The following is a 15,156-nucleotide window of genomic DNA, read 5'->3' as shown; positions in this document are numbered from 1 at the left end:
GCCTTTCCGGAGGGGTGGACGTCGGGTACGGAATCAGTCGGCCATGCGTCGTGTCACCGCGGCCAGAGCTCCCGGCCGGCGGCCCGGGACCCGCTCGCGCAGGGTGACGAGCAGGGGGCCGAGGGCGCGGGCCCTCGCCCGGTCGCCGATCTGCTCCCACTGGTGGTGGGCCCGGTCCACGGCCCCTTCGACGTCGGGGTCGTCCGGCCGCTGCCGCAGGCCGAGCCTGGCTTCGGCGGCGGCGAGCCACAGTTCGCAGCTGCGGGCGGGTTCTCCGGCGAGCCGGGCCAGGTCGGCCCGTACCTCCGTCCAGTGGACGGCCTCCTCGGACCGGGGCCCGTGGCGGCGCAGGGCCTCGTGCTCCCAGGCCGCCGCCACCGCCGCCGCCTCGCCGTGGCGCCCCGCCATCGCGGCGGCCAGGATCGCGGGGTGCGGATCCTGATCCACGACCGGTACGGGAGCGGGGGCGGGCGCCAGGAAACGCGACTCCGGCGCGACCGTGGCGGCGTGGGCGGCGGACTCCGCGTGGAGCGTGGCGTACGGGAGGCGGGCGCCGGAGCGCCAGAGTTCCGCCCAGGACCGCAGATACGCGGGGGCCATGGGCTCGCCCCGGCGCGGGGCGGGGGTCACCCGCCCGTAGAGGGTCGGTCCGGGACCCAGGTGCAGGAGGTCGGCTGTGGTGGTGAGGCGTTCCCATACGGCGGGGTCCGCCGCGAGGTCCGCGACGACGGTCGTGGTGCCGGGGGCCCGGACGCCCAGTTCGCCGGCGAGCCAGTGCCAGGGCAGGGCGGTGTAACGGAGGGTCGCCGGAGTGGTGCGGGCCAGGGCGAGGTGGGTCAGCTGTTGCCGGCGGTCAAGATGGAGCTGCCCCGCGAGGCAGAGGACCAGCGGACCCGGGCTCGCCGCGGCGGCACGCAGACGGGTGAGGACGGTCTGCGGGTCGAGCGGATCGGCGAGTTCGACGACCGTGGCGGTGCCGGTGCCGGTGAGGACGCCGGGCGGTACGGCGGCGAGAGCGGGGAGCACGGAGGCGGCGTCGATGGCGCGCCCCCGCCCGGCGGGCGCGGCGGCGAGCAGCACGGCGGTCCCGGTGGCGGCGACTCCGGAGTTCCCCGTACGCACCTCAGGTGCCCCGTGCGCGCCCGTCACGGCCGGACTCGGCACAGTGGCCACACCTGTTACAGCCGGACTCGGCACGGTCGGCGCGCCTGTCACGCCCGGACTCGGCACAGTCGGCACACCTGTCACAGCCGGACTCGGCACAGTCGGCACGCCCGTCACAGCCGGACTCGGCACAGTCGGCAGAGTCGGCACGCCCGCAACCGTCGCACCGCCCGCTCCGGGCACACTCGTGCGCGTCCCACCCGTCACGCCCGTAACTGCCGTACCAGGGGCTCCCGTCGTGCCCGTGTGCGTTCTCGTACCCGCCCCGCCCGTGACCGCCGTGCGCGTGCTCACCGTGCCGATTCCGTCGTCGTTCACCACCCCAGCACCGTAACCCGTCGTGCCCTGGCCGATAATCGCTGGGCCTTTGGCATATGCCAGAAGCACCACCGGATCGAGTGTTGCCAAATCCCTTACGGGCTGTCGCGGGCTGTGCAACAGTCGTATGCGGGCCTCACATTCACACCTGGCCTGGCCGTGCCGCGCCTGTATCGGAGTACGACATGCCGTCCCCACTGTTCGCGGATCGCCCCGCCCAGCAGCCGGAGCCGGGCGCGGTGGACGCGCTGATCTCACAGACCCGCCGCCTGCGCGGCGAGCTCGTCGCCGTGCGCCGGGAAGCCGTGGTGAACGACGACGATCCCCAGCAGCGCTGGCAGCGTGCCCTCTGTGACCTGGCGGTTCACCAACTCGACGACCTCCGGGCCCACTTGGGTCAGCTCCGAGCGGGCGTCCCGGAGGAGGTCGCCGCCGAGCCGACCGCCGAGGCGGTCCCCGACACGGCACTCTCCACGGACCCCGGCACCGCGTACGGCGAGGCCGCCCCGCCGCGCACCGGCTCACTGCTCTCCCGCGTGGGCAGCGCCGAGTGGAACCTGCTCACCGACGAGGTCAGCTGGTCCGAAGAGCTGTTCCAGATCTTCGGACGTACGCGCGAGAGCGGTCCGATGTCGCTGGACGAGATGCCCACGATGGTCTTCGCCGAGGACCAGCCCGTCCTCCAGGGCATGGTGACGGACTGCCTGATCGACGGGAAGCCGATCGACGGCGAGTTCCGGATCGTGCGGACCGACGGCTGCGTGCGCACGGTGCACATGACGGGCGAGCCCGTCCTCGACGCCGACGGATGCACCGCCTCCATGTGGGCCGTGCTCCGTGACGTCAGCGAACTGCGGCGCAGCCAGCGGGCGGTCCGGGAGAGCCGGGACAGCCTGGAGCGCAGCCGCCACATCGAGCAGACCGAGCGGCGGGTCGCCGTCGAGCTCCAGGAAGCGGTGCTCCCGCCGTGGCGCGGCTCGCTCCGCTTCGCCCACGACGGCCCCGCCCCGCTCGACGTGGCCGCCCACTACCTCCCTGCCGCCAGCACGGGTCTCATCGGTGGCGACTGGTACGACGCTCTGGCCCTGCCCGACGGGGACGCGCTGCTCACCGTGGGTGATCTGACGGGCCACGGCGTCGCCGCGACCTCCTCGATGGCCATGCTCCTCGGCGCACTGCGCGGCATGGCGGTGGCCGGGATCCGACCCGCCGCCCTGATGGGTCACCTCAACCAGCTCCTGGAGACCTCCGTACAGCCCGCTCTCGGCAGCGCGATGTGCTGCCGCTACGACCCGGTCGCCCAGACGCTGACCTGGGCGCAGGCCGGGCACCCCGCCCCGCTGCTGTTCCGCGACGGGACGGGGCACGTCCTCCGGCGCCCCGAGGGTGTTCTCCTCGGGGCCACGACCGGGGCCGTGTACGGCGAGGCCGAGACCCGGCTGCTCCCGGGTGACCTGCTCGTCCTGCACACCGACGGGCTGAACCGTGGCAGCGGTCCGGACGACGACGCGGGCACGCGACGACTGCTCGCGCTCGGTCGGCGGCTCATCGGGGCGCGGGACGCCCAGGAGGGTGTGCGCGCGGTGGTCGAGGAGTTCGGCGAGGAGCAGCGCGAGGACGACGCCTGTGTGATGGTGGTCCGGGTCGGACGCTGAACCTCCGGGAGCGGATCGGACGCTGAAACCCCCGGTACGGGGCGGCCGTTCGGCCCCGTCGGGGCGCGCCCCGACCCACCTGTGGCCCGGCGCACACGCACGGCGGCCCGGCGTACCACGACGCTGTGGCACGACAGCCCAGGTCACCGACTGCCGCTCGGCGACAGCTCGTTGACGACGGCGCGTGAGGCTCCTCGGCCGCGACCCGGTTGCTCGGCCTCGTAGTCCGGCTTCGTATTCCGGCTTCGTAGTTCGGCAGCGCCATGGAGGCCGAAGCCCCTCAGGCCTGCCCCGTCCTCGGTCGGTTGACCGGCGACCTCGGCAGGGCCAGTTCGATCTCCTCGCGCAGGTGCTCGATCCTCGCGTAGCCGGCGTACTGCCCGGTCAGCCGATACATCTCCCGGAGCCGGTCCCAGGTGCGGTGGGACGAGGTCTCCCCCATCGACATCAGGGCGAGCCGGGCGTACCGGTCGGCCTGCTCCGGGTCGTCGGCGATGAAGCAGGCCGAGGCGAGCGAGATGTGATCGAAGAGCTTCGAGCGGTCGTGGCCTCCGCGCCGCAGTTCCAGCGCCAGCTTGGCGTGACGCTGGGCCGGGACCGCGGCGGCCGGATCGTGATCGGCGAGGGTGCGGTAGGCGAGGGCCTGCATGCCGTGCATGTCGGCCTCGTCGAAGTTCTGCATCCAACTGGGGTTCTTCTCGTCGCGCCGGTCGGACACGAACAGGTCCTCGGCCTCGCCGAGGGTGCGGCGCATGGCCTGTCCCCGGCCCATCGAGGCCTGCGCCCAGGCCTCGATCGTGTGGAACATGGCCCGTGTCCGGGGCAGGACGCGTTCGCCCGAGCCGTCCTTGGCGAGCTTCATCAGGTCGAGGGCGTCGTCCGGCCTGCCCAGGTGCACCATCTGGCGGGCGGCACGGGACAGCGCCTCACCGGCCCGGGGCCGGTCGCCGCCCTCGCGGGCCGCGTGGGCGGCGATCACGAAGTACTTCTGTGCGGTGGGTTCGAGGCCCACGTCGTGGGACATCCAGCCGGCCAGGACGGCCAGGTTGGCGGCGACGCCCCAGAGGCGCCGCTGGAGGTGGTCGGCGTGGCGGTAGGCGAGCATGCCGCCCACCTCGTTGAGCTGGCCCACCACGGCCTTGCGCTGGAGACCGCCACCCCGGGAGGCGTCCCAGGCACGGAACACCTCCACCGAGTGCTCCAGAGCCTCGATCTCCTCCGACCCGATGGGGGCGGCCTCGTAGCGGTCGAACCCAGCGGGGTCGGCGTGGAGGGGATCGGTGGCCCGTTGGGGGGCTCCCTGGCGAGCGGGGTCGGTCTGCAGCCAGTCGTGCATGGCATTGCTGAGTACGGAGCCGGCGGCAAGCGCGGCACCCGCGCCCACCAGGCCGCGTCGGTTGAGCATGAGGTCCATTCCCGTGAATTCGGTGAGGACCGCCGCCGTACGATCGGGTGCCCAGGGCAGCCCGTCAGGGTTCTCCGTCTTCCTGACGTCCTGCCGCTTTCCGCTGCGCCCGTGTCGTACGAACCCGAGGTCCTCGATGGTCACGACACGGCCGAGTCGCTCGGTGAACAGTGCTGCCAGCACCCGGGGGACGGGATCGCGCGGGGTTTCGCCCCGGTCGATCCACCGCCGCACCCGCGAGGTGTCGGTCGCCAGCTGGGGGTGGCCCATGGCCGCCGCCTGCCGGTTGACGAGTCTCGCGAGTTCGCCCTTGGACCAGCCGGCCAGGCCGAACAGGTCTGCCAGGCGGGTGTTGGTTTGTCCGGTCACGTCTAAGCCCCCAGGTTCTCGGCTGAGTTGAATCTAGCCGCCTGTCATAGGCCTGGCGACAATTCGCCAGGGTTCGCCATGGCCCGCTCGATGTTCCGCCACCCGCGCCCGGGTGTCAGGTAGGAACGCGCCACCCCGCCCCGCCGACCGGCCCTCATTCCCCAGGGTGCGGACCGGGGGCGGGCGGGGCGACGCACGCAACTCGTCGGCACACGAAGGGATCTGTCACCTCCATGTACACAGCATCGTCCTCCGTGTCCGCCCCGCCCCGGCCGCAGCACCGCATCGTCCAGGCCGGCGCCGGACCCTACCTCGCTCCCGCCCCGCAGGCCGTCCGGCCGCGGCGCTGGACCGGCGGCACGGGTACCCAGCCGATCAGCGGGAGAATCGATCTGTCCGGCCCCCAGGGGGCTCAGTTGAAGATGGCGATCGCCTCCGTCCACCGCATCTGCCCGGAGTTCAACCCGGTACAGGTGCTGCGACGCAGCGGTCGTTCCGTACTGATCGTCGGAACGACCGGGCGGACCACGGCGGTCGCGAAGTGTTTACTGGACCACTCCCCCGCGTGGGTCGAGCGGTTCCGGCACGAGATAGCTTCCTACCGCTCCTTCGTCCGCCACCGTCCGCCGGTGCGGGCGCCGCGGCTGATCGCGGCGGACCCGGAGAACTGCACGCTGGTGATCGAGCGGATGCCCGGACGGGCGGCGGCGCTCTCGCGCCACCCCGTCGAGGCTCCGCCCCGGGCCGACGTGCGGGCCGCGCTCGGCGCGATCGCCCGGCTCAACGCCTGGCGGCCGCCGGCCGGGACCTTCGACGCGCCGCTGGACTACGGCACCCGGATCACGCGCTACCACGAGCTCGGCCTCTTCACGGACCGGGACCGGGACGACCTGCAGAAGCTGCTGCACGGTCTGGCACACGCGGGTGGCCGCCAGGGCATGGGCCAGTTCTGCCACGGTGACGCCCTGCTCTCCAACATCCTCCTCTCCCCCGCCGGACCGGTCCTCGTCGACTGGGAGCACGCCGGCTGGTACCTGCCCGGCTACGACCTGGCGACCCTCTGGGCGGTGCTCGCCGACGCGCCGCTGGCCCGGCGCCAGATCAGTCAGCTCGCCCAGCAGGCGGGCCCGGCCTCCCGGGACGCCTTCCTGGTGAACCTGATGATCGTGCTGACGCGGGAGATCCGCACCTACGAGACGGCGGTGCAGCGCACCATGAAGGAGGCTCCGCCCGCCGGTTCCGTACCGGTGCCCACGGGCGCGCTCGCGCCCGGAGAGGAACAGCGGCTGCTCCTGAGGCGGCTGCACGACGACTGCGCCATGGCACGGCGGGCCGTGCGCGCGGCGGTCGGGACGCGCTGAAGAGGGCGGGACCGACCGACGACACGGGGGAGGGTGCGCCGTGCGCCCGGTGCCGACACACCGGGACGCGGCGCATCGGTTTCACCGCCGACGGAGCGACTCGCTCGACTTAGGACCCGAGCCAATGGTCCACTCCACTGACGCGTCCCAGGCCCGGGACCCGTCTCCGCGAAACTCCGCCAGATGGCCTCCAATCCCACTCTGACGTGGGAACTTCCCTTTGCGCAGGCGTGATTGACGGATCGCCCGGGAGCCGATACCCCTGTACGGGTTCGGCCCCGCACGCCCCGGTGTCACCCCCGCCCCTGGAGGCTGCCTTGCTCCGTTCCGCGTCCCTCAGACGTACGGCTCCACGCCGTCCGCTCAAGACCGCCGGCGCCCTCGCGTCCGCCGCCCTGCTGCTCCCCCTGTTGTCCGCCGCTCCCCCGGCCGGCGCCGAGGTGCCCGAACCGGGCTCCCTGCAGGGGCAGTTCGCGCGGGCGGCCGAACGCCACGGCGTACCCGAGAGCGTGCTGCTCGCCGTCTCGTACCTCCAGTCGCGGTGGGACGCCCACGGTGGTGCGCCGAGCGTGACCGGCGGCTACGGGCCGATGCATCTGACGGACGCGGTGACGGCGCTGGCCGAGGCGCCTCCGCACCACTCGGAGGGTACGGAGGACGCCCGGGGCGACTCCTCGCGCGCCGTGCGCTCCGGCGCGGAGACCCCGACACCGGTGCCGCCCGCGGGGGCGCTGCCCGCACGGCTGCGGACCCTGGAGCGGGCGTCCGCGCTGTCGGGGATTCCGGCCGAGGAGCTGCGTACCCGTACGGCCGCGAACATCGAGGGCGGCGCGGCGCTGCTCGCCGCCGCGCAGCGCGAGTCCGGCCTGACGGCGAGCGCGGACCCGGCGGACTGGTACGGGGCCGTGGCGCGCTACTCCGGCGCGGACGACTCCGCCACGGCCTCGACGTACGCCAACGACGTCTTCGACGTGATCCGGAGCGGCGAGTCTCGGACGACGGACAGCGGGCAGGTGGTCACCCTTCCGGCCGCCCCGGCGGTCGAGCCGGTCACGGAGCAGGTCGCCGGCCTCGGGCTGCGCCCGCCCGCCGCCGGTCCCGTGGAGTGTCCGCGCTCGGTGGCCTGCGAGTGGATCCCGGCGCCGTACGAGGAGTTCGGCGACGGCGACTACGGCAACCACGACAAGGCGAACCGGCCGGCCGCGCAGTCGATCGACTACATCGTGATCCATGACACCGAGGCCGACTGGAAGACCACCCTGGACCTCGTGCAGGACCCGACGTACGTGTCGTGGCAGTACTCGCTGCGCTCCTCCGACGGACACATCGCCCAGCACGTGCCGCTCAAGGACGTCGCCTGGCACGCGGGCAACTGGTTCGTGAACGCCAAGTCCGTGGGCCTTGAGCACGAGGGCTTCCTCACTTCACCGGACTCCTGGTACACGGAGGCGATGTACCGCACGTCGGCACGGCTCGTACGTCATCTCGCCGCCCGGTTCGACATCCCGCTCGACCGCCAGCACATCCTGGGCCACGACAACGTGCCGGGCACGGTCACGTCCACGATCAAGGGCATGCACACGGACCCGGGGCCGTACTGGGACTGGGCGCACTACTTCCGGCTGCTCGGCCGTCCGATCACGCCGAGCGCCGGGCCCGGCGCCGCGGTGGTGACGATCCGCCCGGACTACAGCGCCCATCAGCCGGTCTACACGGGCTGTGTCACGGCGGGCGAGGCGTGTGCGCCGCACGGCAGCGGGGCGGTGCGCCTGCACACCGGGCCGAGCGCCGACGCGCCCCTGGTGAAGGACATCGGTCTGCGGCCGGGTGGGCAGGACTCGACCACCGGGGTCAACGACACCGGGGCGCGTGCCTCGACGGGGCAGAGCTACGCGGTGGCGGAGCGCCGGGGCGACTGGACGGCGATCTGGTACCTCGGACAGAAGGCGTGGTTCCACAATCCGGGGAAGGAGCCGACCGCGGTGAACGCGCGGGGTCTCGTCCTGACTCCCCGGGAGGGCCTGGCGTCGGTGCCGGTGTACGGGCGGGCGTACCCGGAGGCCTCGGCGTATCCGGCGGGTGTGCCGGTGCAGGCGGTGTCGCCGCTGCCGTACCAGCTGCTCGCGGGGCAGCGGTACGTGGTGGGCGACCGGACCCCGGGCGAGTACTTCTTCGCGCCGGTGTTCGACAGCAGTGGCCACCAGGTCGTCCGAGGGCAGGAGGAGTACTACCAGATCCAGTTCGGCCATCGCGTGGCCTTTGTGAAGGCCGCTGACGTGCGGGTTTCCCGGTCCTGACGGAGGGCTGGCCGAAAGGTGCGGGGTGGTGCCGGATGAGCGATCCGGCACCACCCTCTCGGCGTTCATAGGACTATTGGGGAGATCGCGTGCGCCGTACGGGCGACGGGTAAAGGTGGGCCGGACAACAGCTCGTGCTCACCGGAAGGCCCCCCAGCAGATGCCTCAGCCCTTCGTTATGCCGGATTTCTATGTTCCGTATCCGGCGCGGCTCAATCCCCATGTGGAGGCCGCCCGCACGCACACCCGGGACTGGGCGCGGGAGATGGGGATGCTGGAGGGTTCGGGGGTCTGGGAGCAGCAGGATCTCGACTCCCACGACTACGCGCTGCTCTGCTCGTACACGCATCCCGACTGCGACGAGGAGGCGCTGAACCTCGTCACGGACTGGTACACCTGGGTGTTCTTCTTCGACGACCATTTCCTGGAGGTCTTCAAGCGGCCCCAGGACCGGGCGGGCGGCAAGACGTACCTGGACCGGCTGCCGCTGTTCATGCCGGCGGACCCGGCGGCGGGCATGCCCGAGCCCACCAACCCCGTCGAGGCGGGTCTCGCCGACCTCTGGCGACGAACCGTTCCCTCGATGTCCGGGGGCTGGCGGGTGCGGTTCGCGGAGGCGACGGAGCACCTCCTGTACGAGTCGCTCTGGGAGCTCGACAACATCAACGACGGGCGGATCGCCAACCCCGTCGAGTACATCGAGATGCGGCGCAAGGTGGGGGGCGCGCCCTGGTCCGCCGGTCTCGTCGAGTACGCGGCGGGGGCGGAGGTCCCCGCCCAGGTGGCGTACTCCCGGCCGCTGCGGGTGCTCAGGGACGCCTTCTCTGACGCCGTCCACCTGCGCAACGACCTCTTCTCGTACCAGCGCGAGGTGGAGGACGAGGGCGAGAACAGCAACGGCGTCCTGGTCCTGGAGAAGTTCCTCGGCTGTACGACCCAGGAGGCGGCCGACGCCGTCAACGACCTGCTGACCTCACGGCTGCAGCAGTTCGAGAACACGGCGCTCACCGAAGTACCGCTGCTCGCCGCCGAGAAGGGCCTCGACGCGGCCCAGTGCGCCGCCGTGACCGCGTACGCCAAGGGGCTCCAGGACTGGCAGTCCGGCGGGCACGAGTGGCACATGCGTTCCAGCCGCTACATGAACGAGGGAATGGTCGGCGGGCCTTCGCATCTCGACGGGGTCATCGGCACCTCCGCGCTCGACGTCCGCACCCTTTTCGGGCGCCCGGCCGCGTCCCGGCTGCGGGCGCTCACGCACGTACCGCACCAGCCGGTGGGGCCGTCGCTGCTGCCCGATTTCGACCTGCCGTACCCGCTGACGCTCAGCCCGCACCACGCCGAGGCTCGGCGGCTCTCCCTGGACTGGGCCGAGCGGTTCGGTCTCCTGGACGACATCTGGGACCGGCCGATGGCGGAGGGCTTCGACCTGGCACTGTGCTCGGCCGGGCTCGATCCGGACGCCACGCCGGAGGAGCTGGAGCTCAGCGCGGAGTGGCTGACCTGGGGCACGTACGCGGACGACTACTACCCTTCGGTCTTCGGACGGACCCGCGACCTCATCGGCGCGAGGGAGCAGACCGACCGTTTCAAGTCCTGCCTGACGGTTGCCGATCCGGCCGCCGGGGCGACGCTCGCCGTGAACCCGTTGGAGCGCTCGCTCGCCGATCTCTGGGCACGCACCGCGGGACCGATGGCGCCGGACGCCCGCGTCCAGTTGCGGTACGCGCTCGACGTCATGCTGGACAGCTGGATGTGGGAGCTGCACAACCAGATCCAGCACCGGGTTCCCGATCCCGTCGACTACATCGAGATGCGGCGCAGCACCTTCGGCTCGGAACTGACCACGCTGATGTGCCGGTTGGGGCACACGGAGGTGCTGCCGCCGGAGCTGTACCGCTCGGGCACCGTGCGCGCTCTGGAGAACGCGGTCATGGACTACGGGACGCTGATCAACGACCTGTTCTCGTACCAGAAGGAGATCGAGGTCGAGGGCGAGGTGCACAACGGCGTTCTGGTGCTCCAGAAGTTCTTCGACTGCGACTACCCGACCGCGGTGGCCATGGTCGACGATCTGATGCGGGGTCGGCTGCGCCAGTACGAGCATCTGAAGGCCCGTGAAGTCCCGCTGATGTACGAGGAGTTCGGCCTGGACGCGGCAGGGAGGGCAGCCTTCGAGGGGTATCTGCGGGAGCTGGAGGACTGGCTCGCGGGGATCCTCAACTGGCATCGGGAGGTGCGGCGTTACCGCGCCGAGGACGTTAACTCGGGCAGCGGGACACCGCTGGTGGGCCGGGGGCCGACGGGCCTGGGGACGTCGGCGGCGCGGGTGGCGTCGCTGCTGGGATCCGCGGCGCGCTGACACCGACCGTCGATACGGCGGAGGGCCGCCACCGGGGCAGTCCCGGGGCGGCCCTCCGGCCGGTGCGGCTCAGGCGCGGCGGCCACCGCGCAGCTCGTCGAGTTCGCGGCGGTCGCGCTTGGTGGGGCGTCCGGTGCCCCGGTCGCGTACGGCGGCGACGGCCACCTGCTCGCGCGGCGGCGGGGGCGGGCTGTTGTCCACGTACGCCTCGGCGGCGACCGGCGGGCCGATCCGCTTGGCGTGGAGCACCTTGACCTCGACGATCCGCTCCCGTCCGCCGTGGAAGAGCCGGACCTCGTCGCCGGGCTTCACCGGCTGGGCGGGCTTGGCCCGTTCGCCGTTGACCTTGACGTGTCCGGCCCGGCAGGCCGCGGCGGCCTGGGCACGGGTCTTGGTGAGGCGGACCGCCCAGATCCAGCTGTCGACGCGTGCGCTCATCGGCCCCCGCTCCCCGTCAGCCCTGCTGGAACAGCTCGGCGGGCAGCGGCTTGAGCAGCGCGTACAGGTCGTCGGTGATCGGCCGGTCCCAACTGGCGATCGTGACGAGGACGTTGTCGCTGCGGTCGAACTGGACGCAGGAGATACGGCTCTCGGAGAGCTTGAGGCGACGAACGATGAGGAGGTTGTCGCCCTGCATCACGGGGCAGTCCTCGGTGTCGAGGACATCGACGGGCTCGTCGTTCTCGAGGGCGGCGAGGAGCTGGGCCACCTCGAAGGGGATCTGGCCGTCGGCGAGCTCGCGCGCCGGGGAGCCCTCGGGCAGATTGCCGATGATCATCGCGGGGCCGCGGCCGCCGAACAGGTCGTACCGGAGGAAGACGCCCTGGCAGGAACCGTCGGGGGCGGGCAGCAGGCCGGCGCCGAGATTGCCGGGCCAGTCCCCCGGGTCCATGGCCAGGACATCGAAGTCCGGGCCCGCGGGAGTGGCGGCGCTGCGGCGGCGGAGGAAGGACATACGGCCATGGTACGTGCCCCGGCGCGCGATGCGACGCGCCGGGCGGCTCCGGGCGGTCAGCTCTGTCCGGCGGGGTCGCGCGGCTCCCGTCCGGTGTTCCCCAGGGCCTGGGCGAGGCCCGTGCGGTCGGTCCCCAGCTTGCGGTAGACGGCCGACAGGAGACGGGCCACGGTGGTCGCGTCGAGACCCAGGACGGCGGCGGCGTCCTGGTCGCGGACGGTGAGATCGGCGGCGGCGCGCTCACGGGCGGTGAGCGTGTCGGTGCCCGCGGAATGAAGGGCTCGGGGGCGGAGTCCGGCCGCCGCCAGCTCGGCGCGGGCGACCTCGACGAGGGCGTCGGCACCGCAGTCCTGGGCGGCCTCCAGACCGCGGTAGAGGTGCTCGGCGGCCTCTCCGGCGCGTTCCGTGCGGCGCAGGGCCGCGCCGAGGGCGACGAGGGAGCGGGCCAGCTCGTACGCGGCGGGTGACTGGTCGAGCCAGTCGACGGACTCCTCCAGGAGCTTCACGCGCTCGGAGGGCTCGGACACCTCGGCGGTCACCCGCAGCGCCTGGCCGATCGCGGAGGGCGCCCCGTACTGGCGGGCACGCGCGACCGCGTCGTGAGCGGTGGCGCGGGCCCGGCCGGGGGTGGTGGCGGCCTCGGCGAGGGCCAGGTGGAGCTGCCAGGGGCACCAGGCCGGATTGCGCATGCCGCGCGGGTCGAGGCGGCGGCCGACGGCGGCCAGCTCGGCGGCGGCCTCCTCGGTACGTCCCCGGGCCAGGAGCAGTTCCGCGTGGACGGTCTGGGAGTCGGGGAAGGTGACGGCGGCGGGGAAGGGCTCGCCGAAGTCGTGGGCGTCGGCGATCCTGGCGGCCTCCTCGGTGCGGCCGCGGGCGAGCAGCACCTCGATGGTGGCGCCGACCGCGTACCACTGCGCGGGGGTCCGGGGTCCGACGCGCTCGGAGAGGCGGAGGCCCGCGCGGACGAAGTCCTCGGCCTCGACGAGGCGGCCGCGCCGGTAGCGGATGTAGCCGAGCAGGGTGTACGCGAAGGAGAGGTGGGCGCCGCGCCAGCCCTGGTTCTCGAACTCGGCGGTGCCGGCGGCGAACAGCTCCTCGGCGCGGCCGGGCCGGTCGGCGTACAGGTGGGTGAGGGCGACGAGGACCGGCACTTCGAAGCCGCGGCTCTCGTCGGCCCAGCTCAGGCCCCCTTCGAGGGCGCGTTCGGCATGGCGGAGGGCGACCGCGGAGGGTTCTGCGCGCAGGGTGGCGTCCCAGGCGCGGAGGCCGATGATGTACCGCTCGGTGAGGTCGCGGCCGGTCAGCCGGTCCGCGAGGGCCGAGAGGCGGCGGGAACGCGCGGGCGACTCGGGTTCGTCGGCGCGGAAGGCGTCCCACATGAACTTCTCGGCCTGCATCCGCAGCCGGCTGCGGGCGTCGGTGGCCTTGCGGGCCTCGCGGCCGAGGAGCTCGGAGGCCTCGACGAGCCGGTCGCTGTGGGCGAGGACCTGGGAGAGGCGGTAGACGATGCCGTGGCGGAGCGCCGGGTCGGCGACAGGCTCCTCCAGGGCGGCGCGCAGATGGTTGACGGTGGTGGCGGGTTCGGTGAGGAGCGAGGAGCAGCCCAGTTCGTAGAGGACGGCGGCCCGGTCGTCGGCGGCGGGCGGCTCGCGCAGGGCGCGGGCGAGGAAGCGGCGGGCCGCGTCGGGGGCTCCGGCCCGGAGGTTCTCCCCGGCGGCGGCGCGCAGCTGGTTCACGACCCAGGGGTCGCCCTCGGGGTGGGTCTCCAGGAGGTGGCGGGCGGCGGCGGTGGGTCCGAGGCCGGCGTCGACGACGCACCAGGCCGCCTGCCCGTGCAGGGCCACACGGGTGGCGGCGGGGATGGAGCGGTAGACGGTGGTCGCGATGAGGGGGTGGACGAACTGGAGGGGTTCGTCGGGGCCTTCGGTCTCGGCGAGGACCCGGGCCTCGCGCAGTCGGGCGGCGCACTCGGCGACCGCCTCGCCGCCGAGACCGGCGACGGCCCCCGCGAGCTGGGGGGAGATCTCGGTGCCGAGGACGGCGCAGGCCCAGGCGAGGCGGACGGTGGCGGGGCCGAGGCGTTCGAGGCGGGTGACGAGGCCGGTGCCCTTGAGGGCGGCGGCGAGGTCGCGGAGCTCGTGGGCGCCGTCGGCGGTGGGTTCGAGTCCTCGGTCGCGGACCTTGGCGGCGAGTTCGACCGTCTCGAAGGGGTTGCCGGAGGTGACGGTCCAGAAGTCGCGGCAGAAGGTGTCGTCGGCGTGGGCTCCGACGCGGTCGCGGACGAGCCGGGCGACGGCGCCGGAGGTGAGCGGGGCGAGCCCGAGGGGCCGCTGCCCCGACCTGCGTCCGGTGAACTCCACGCCCTCGGCAGGGAGTTCGTCGGGCCGGTAGGCGACGACGAGGAGCATGGGCAGCTCCTCGGCGCGTGGGGCGAAGGCGGCGAGCCAGCCGAGGGATTCGGGGTCGGCCCAGTGGACGTCGTCGAGGACGACGACGAGGGGTGCGCGGCGTACGGCGAGATGGGTGAGGACCCAGTCGAGCCCGTCGCGCAGTCCCTGCGGGTCGGGCGGCGAGCCCTCGACGGAGGCCCGGAGCCCGAGGGCGGGGCCGACGATGTCGTACCAGGAGCCGAGGCGTTCGCGGAGTTCGGCGTCGGAGGCGTGGGCCAGCTGCGGCTGGAGGAGCTGCCGGGCGACGTGGAAGGCGACCCGCTGCTCCTGGTCGCCGCCGCGCGCGGAGAGGACCGTGCAGCCGCGGGCGCCGGCGCGACGGCGGATCTCGGCGAGCAGCGTGGTCTTGCCGAGGCCCGCGGGGGCGGCGTAGGCGAGGATGCCGCCGCGGCCGGTGTCCGGGCGGCGGCCGGGGGCCTCGCCGGCGGGGTCGCCCGGTCGGGCGGAGTCGCCGGTCCGGGCGTGATCGGCCGTTCGTTCGGGTTCACCGGTCCGGACGTGGTCGGCACCCGTCGCGGGCCGAGGGCCCGTTCCCTGCTGAGGAACCAGATTCGGCACGGCGACCAGGCGGGGTCCACGGGCGGCCTCGCGGGGTGCGGGGACGCGGTCGGGCCACGGCGGCTCGTCCGCCAGACCTGTCAGGAGGTCAAGCGCCTCCTCGGCCGCGGTGAGCGCCGCCTCGCGCTCGATGAGGCCGAATCCCTGACGGGCCGACCCGCCGTCCTGACGTGCCACGTTCCACCCCCACACCGGGGGCGCACGCCCGGCGCACGGTCAGGGCGTCGAGCGGGTGGCCCCGCGAAAGCCCCAGCGTACGCCCGAA

Annotated in this window: 9 protein-coding genes; 4 read left to right on the top strand and 5 right to left on the bottom strand. The window is 73.3% G+C overall.

Features of this window, described 5'->3' with window-relative positions:
• Window positions 1-33 precede the first annotated feature (33 nt).
• Complete coding sequence (locus tag OG259_RS38810) at window positions 34-1,122, bottom strand: hypothetical protein (protein ID WP_328946537.1); 1,089 nt, start codon at window positions 1,120-1,122, stop codon at window positions 34-36.
• A gap of 545 nt (window positions 1,123-1,667) precedes the next feature.
• Here OG259_RS38810 and OG259_RS38805 point away from each other — a divergent pair.
• The gene (locus OG259_RS38805; RefSeq protein ID WP_328946536.1) at window positions 1,668-3,137 is read left to right on the top strand and encodes a PP2C family protein-serine/threonine phosphatase; all 1,470 of its coding nucleotides are present in this window, start codon (window positions 1,668-1,670) and stop codon (window positions 3,135-3,137) included.
• 280 nt (window positions 3,138-3,417) lie between these two features.
• Here OG259_RS38805 and OG259_RS38800 read toward each other — a convergent pair whose 3' ends face one another.
• On the bottom strand, window positions 3,418-4,911 hold the full coding sequence (locus OG259_RS38800; protein WP_328485462.1) for a DNA-binding protein NsdB: 1,494 nt from the start codon (window positions 4,909-4,911) through the stop codon (window positions 3,418-3,420).
• 233 nt (window positions 4,912-5,144) lie between these two features.
• On the opposite strand from OG259_RS38800, the gene OG259_RS38795 reads away from it, so the two are divergent.
• The 3 genes from OG259_RS38795 to OG259_RS38785 all read left to right on the top strand — a co-directional run bounded on the left by OG259_RS38795 (window position 5,145) and on the right by OG259_RS38785 (window position 10,928).
• Window positions 5,145-6,272, top strand: a complete 1,128-nt coding sequence (locus tag OG259_RS38795; protein WP_328946535.1) for an aminoglycoside phosphotransferase family protein — start codon at window positions 5,145-5,147, stop codon at window positions 6,270-6,272.
• A 317-nt stretch (window positions 6,273-6,589) separates the two neighbouring features.
• A complete protein-coding gene (locus OG259_RS38790; protein WP_328946534.1) occupies window positions 6,590-8,569 on the top strand; it encodes an N-acetylmuramoyl-L-alanine amidase in 1,980 nt (659 codons plus the stop codon).
• Between the two features lie 160 nt (window positions 8,570-8,729).
• Complete coding sequence (locus tag OG259_RS38785; protein ID WP_328946533.1) at window positions 8,730-10,928, top strand: terpene synthase family protein; 2,199 nt, start codon at window positions 8,730-8,732, stop codon at window positions 10,926-10,928.
• Window positions 10,929-10,997: 69 nt separating this feature from the next.
• Here OG259_RS38785 and OG259_RS38780 read toward each other — a convergent pair whose 3' ends face one another.
• The 3 genes from OG259_RS38780 to OG259_RS38770 are packed head-to-tail and all read right to left on the bottom strand — an operon-like array spanning window position 10,998 to window position 15,068.
• Window positions 10,998-11,366 (bottom strand): RNA-binding S4 domain-containing protein, encoded by a 369-nt coding sequence (locus OG259_RS38780; protein WP_328946532.1) that lies wholly within the window; start codon window positions 11,364-11,366, stop codon window positions 10,998-11,000.
• 16 nt (window positions 11,367-11,382) lie between these two features.
• Window positions 11,383-11,883, bottom strand: coding sequence for a hypothetical protein (locus OG259_RS38775; RefSeq protein WP_328946531.1), 501 nt, complete (start codon window positions 11,881-11,883; stop codon window positions 11,383-11,385).
• 56 nt (window positions 11,884-11,939) lie between these two features.
• Window positions 11,940-15,068 (bottom strand): ATP-binding protein, encoded by a 3,129-nt coding sequence (locus OG259_RS38770; protein WP_328946530.1) that lies wholly within the window; start codon window positions 15,066-15,068, stop codon window positions 11,940-11,942.
• Window positions 15,069-15,156: the final 88 nt, after the last annotated feature.

It is taken from the genome of Streptomyces sp. NBC_00250 (assembly GCF_036192275.1).
Taxonomy (GTDB): Bacteria; Actinomycetota; Actinomycetes; order Streptomycetales; family Streptomycetaceae; genus Streptomyces.
This window is presented reverse-complemented; position numbering and strand designations above follow the sequence as displayed.

Excerpts from the sequence above, each read along its gene's own strand:
- OG259_RS38805 (WP_328946536.1), top strand. The coding sequence starts at position 1,668 with ATGCCGTCCCCACTGTTCGCGGATCGCCCCGCCCAGCAGCCGGAGCCG.
- OG259_RS38795 (WP_328946535.1), top strand. The coding sequence starts at position 5,145 with ATGTACACAGCATCGTCCTCCGTGTCCGCCCCGCCCCGGCCGCAGCAC.
- OG259_RS38785 (WP_328946533.1), top strand. The coding sequence starts at position 8,730 with ATGCCTCAGCCCTTCGTTATGCCGGATTTCTATGTTCCGTATCCGGCG.
- OG259_RS38780 (WP_328946532.1), bottom strand. The coding sequence starts at position 11,366 with ATGAGCGCACGCGTCGACAGCTGGATCTGGGCGGTCCGCCTCACCAAG.
- OG259_RS38775 (WP_328946531.1), bottom strand. The coding sequence starts at position 11,883 with ATGTCCTTCCTCCGCCGCCGCAGCGCCGCCACTCCCGCGGGCCCGGAC.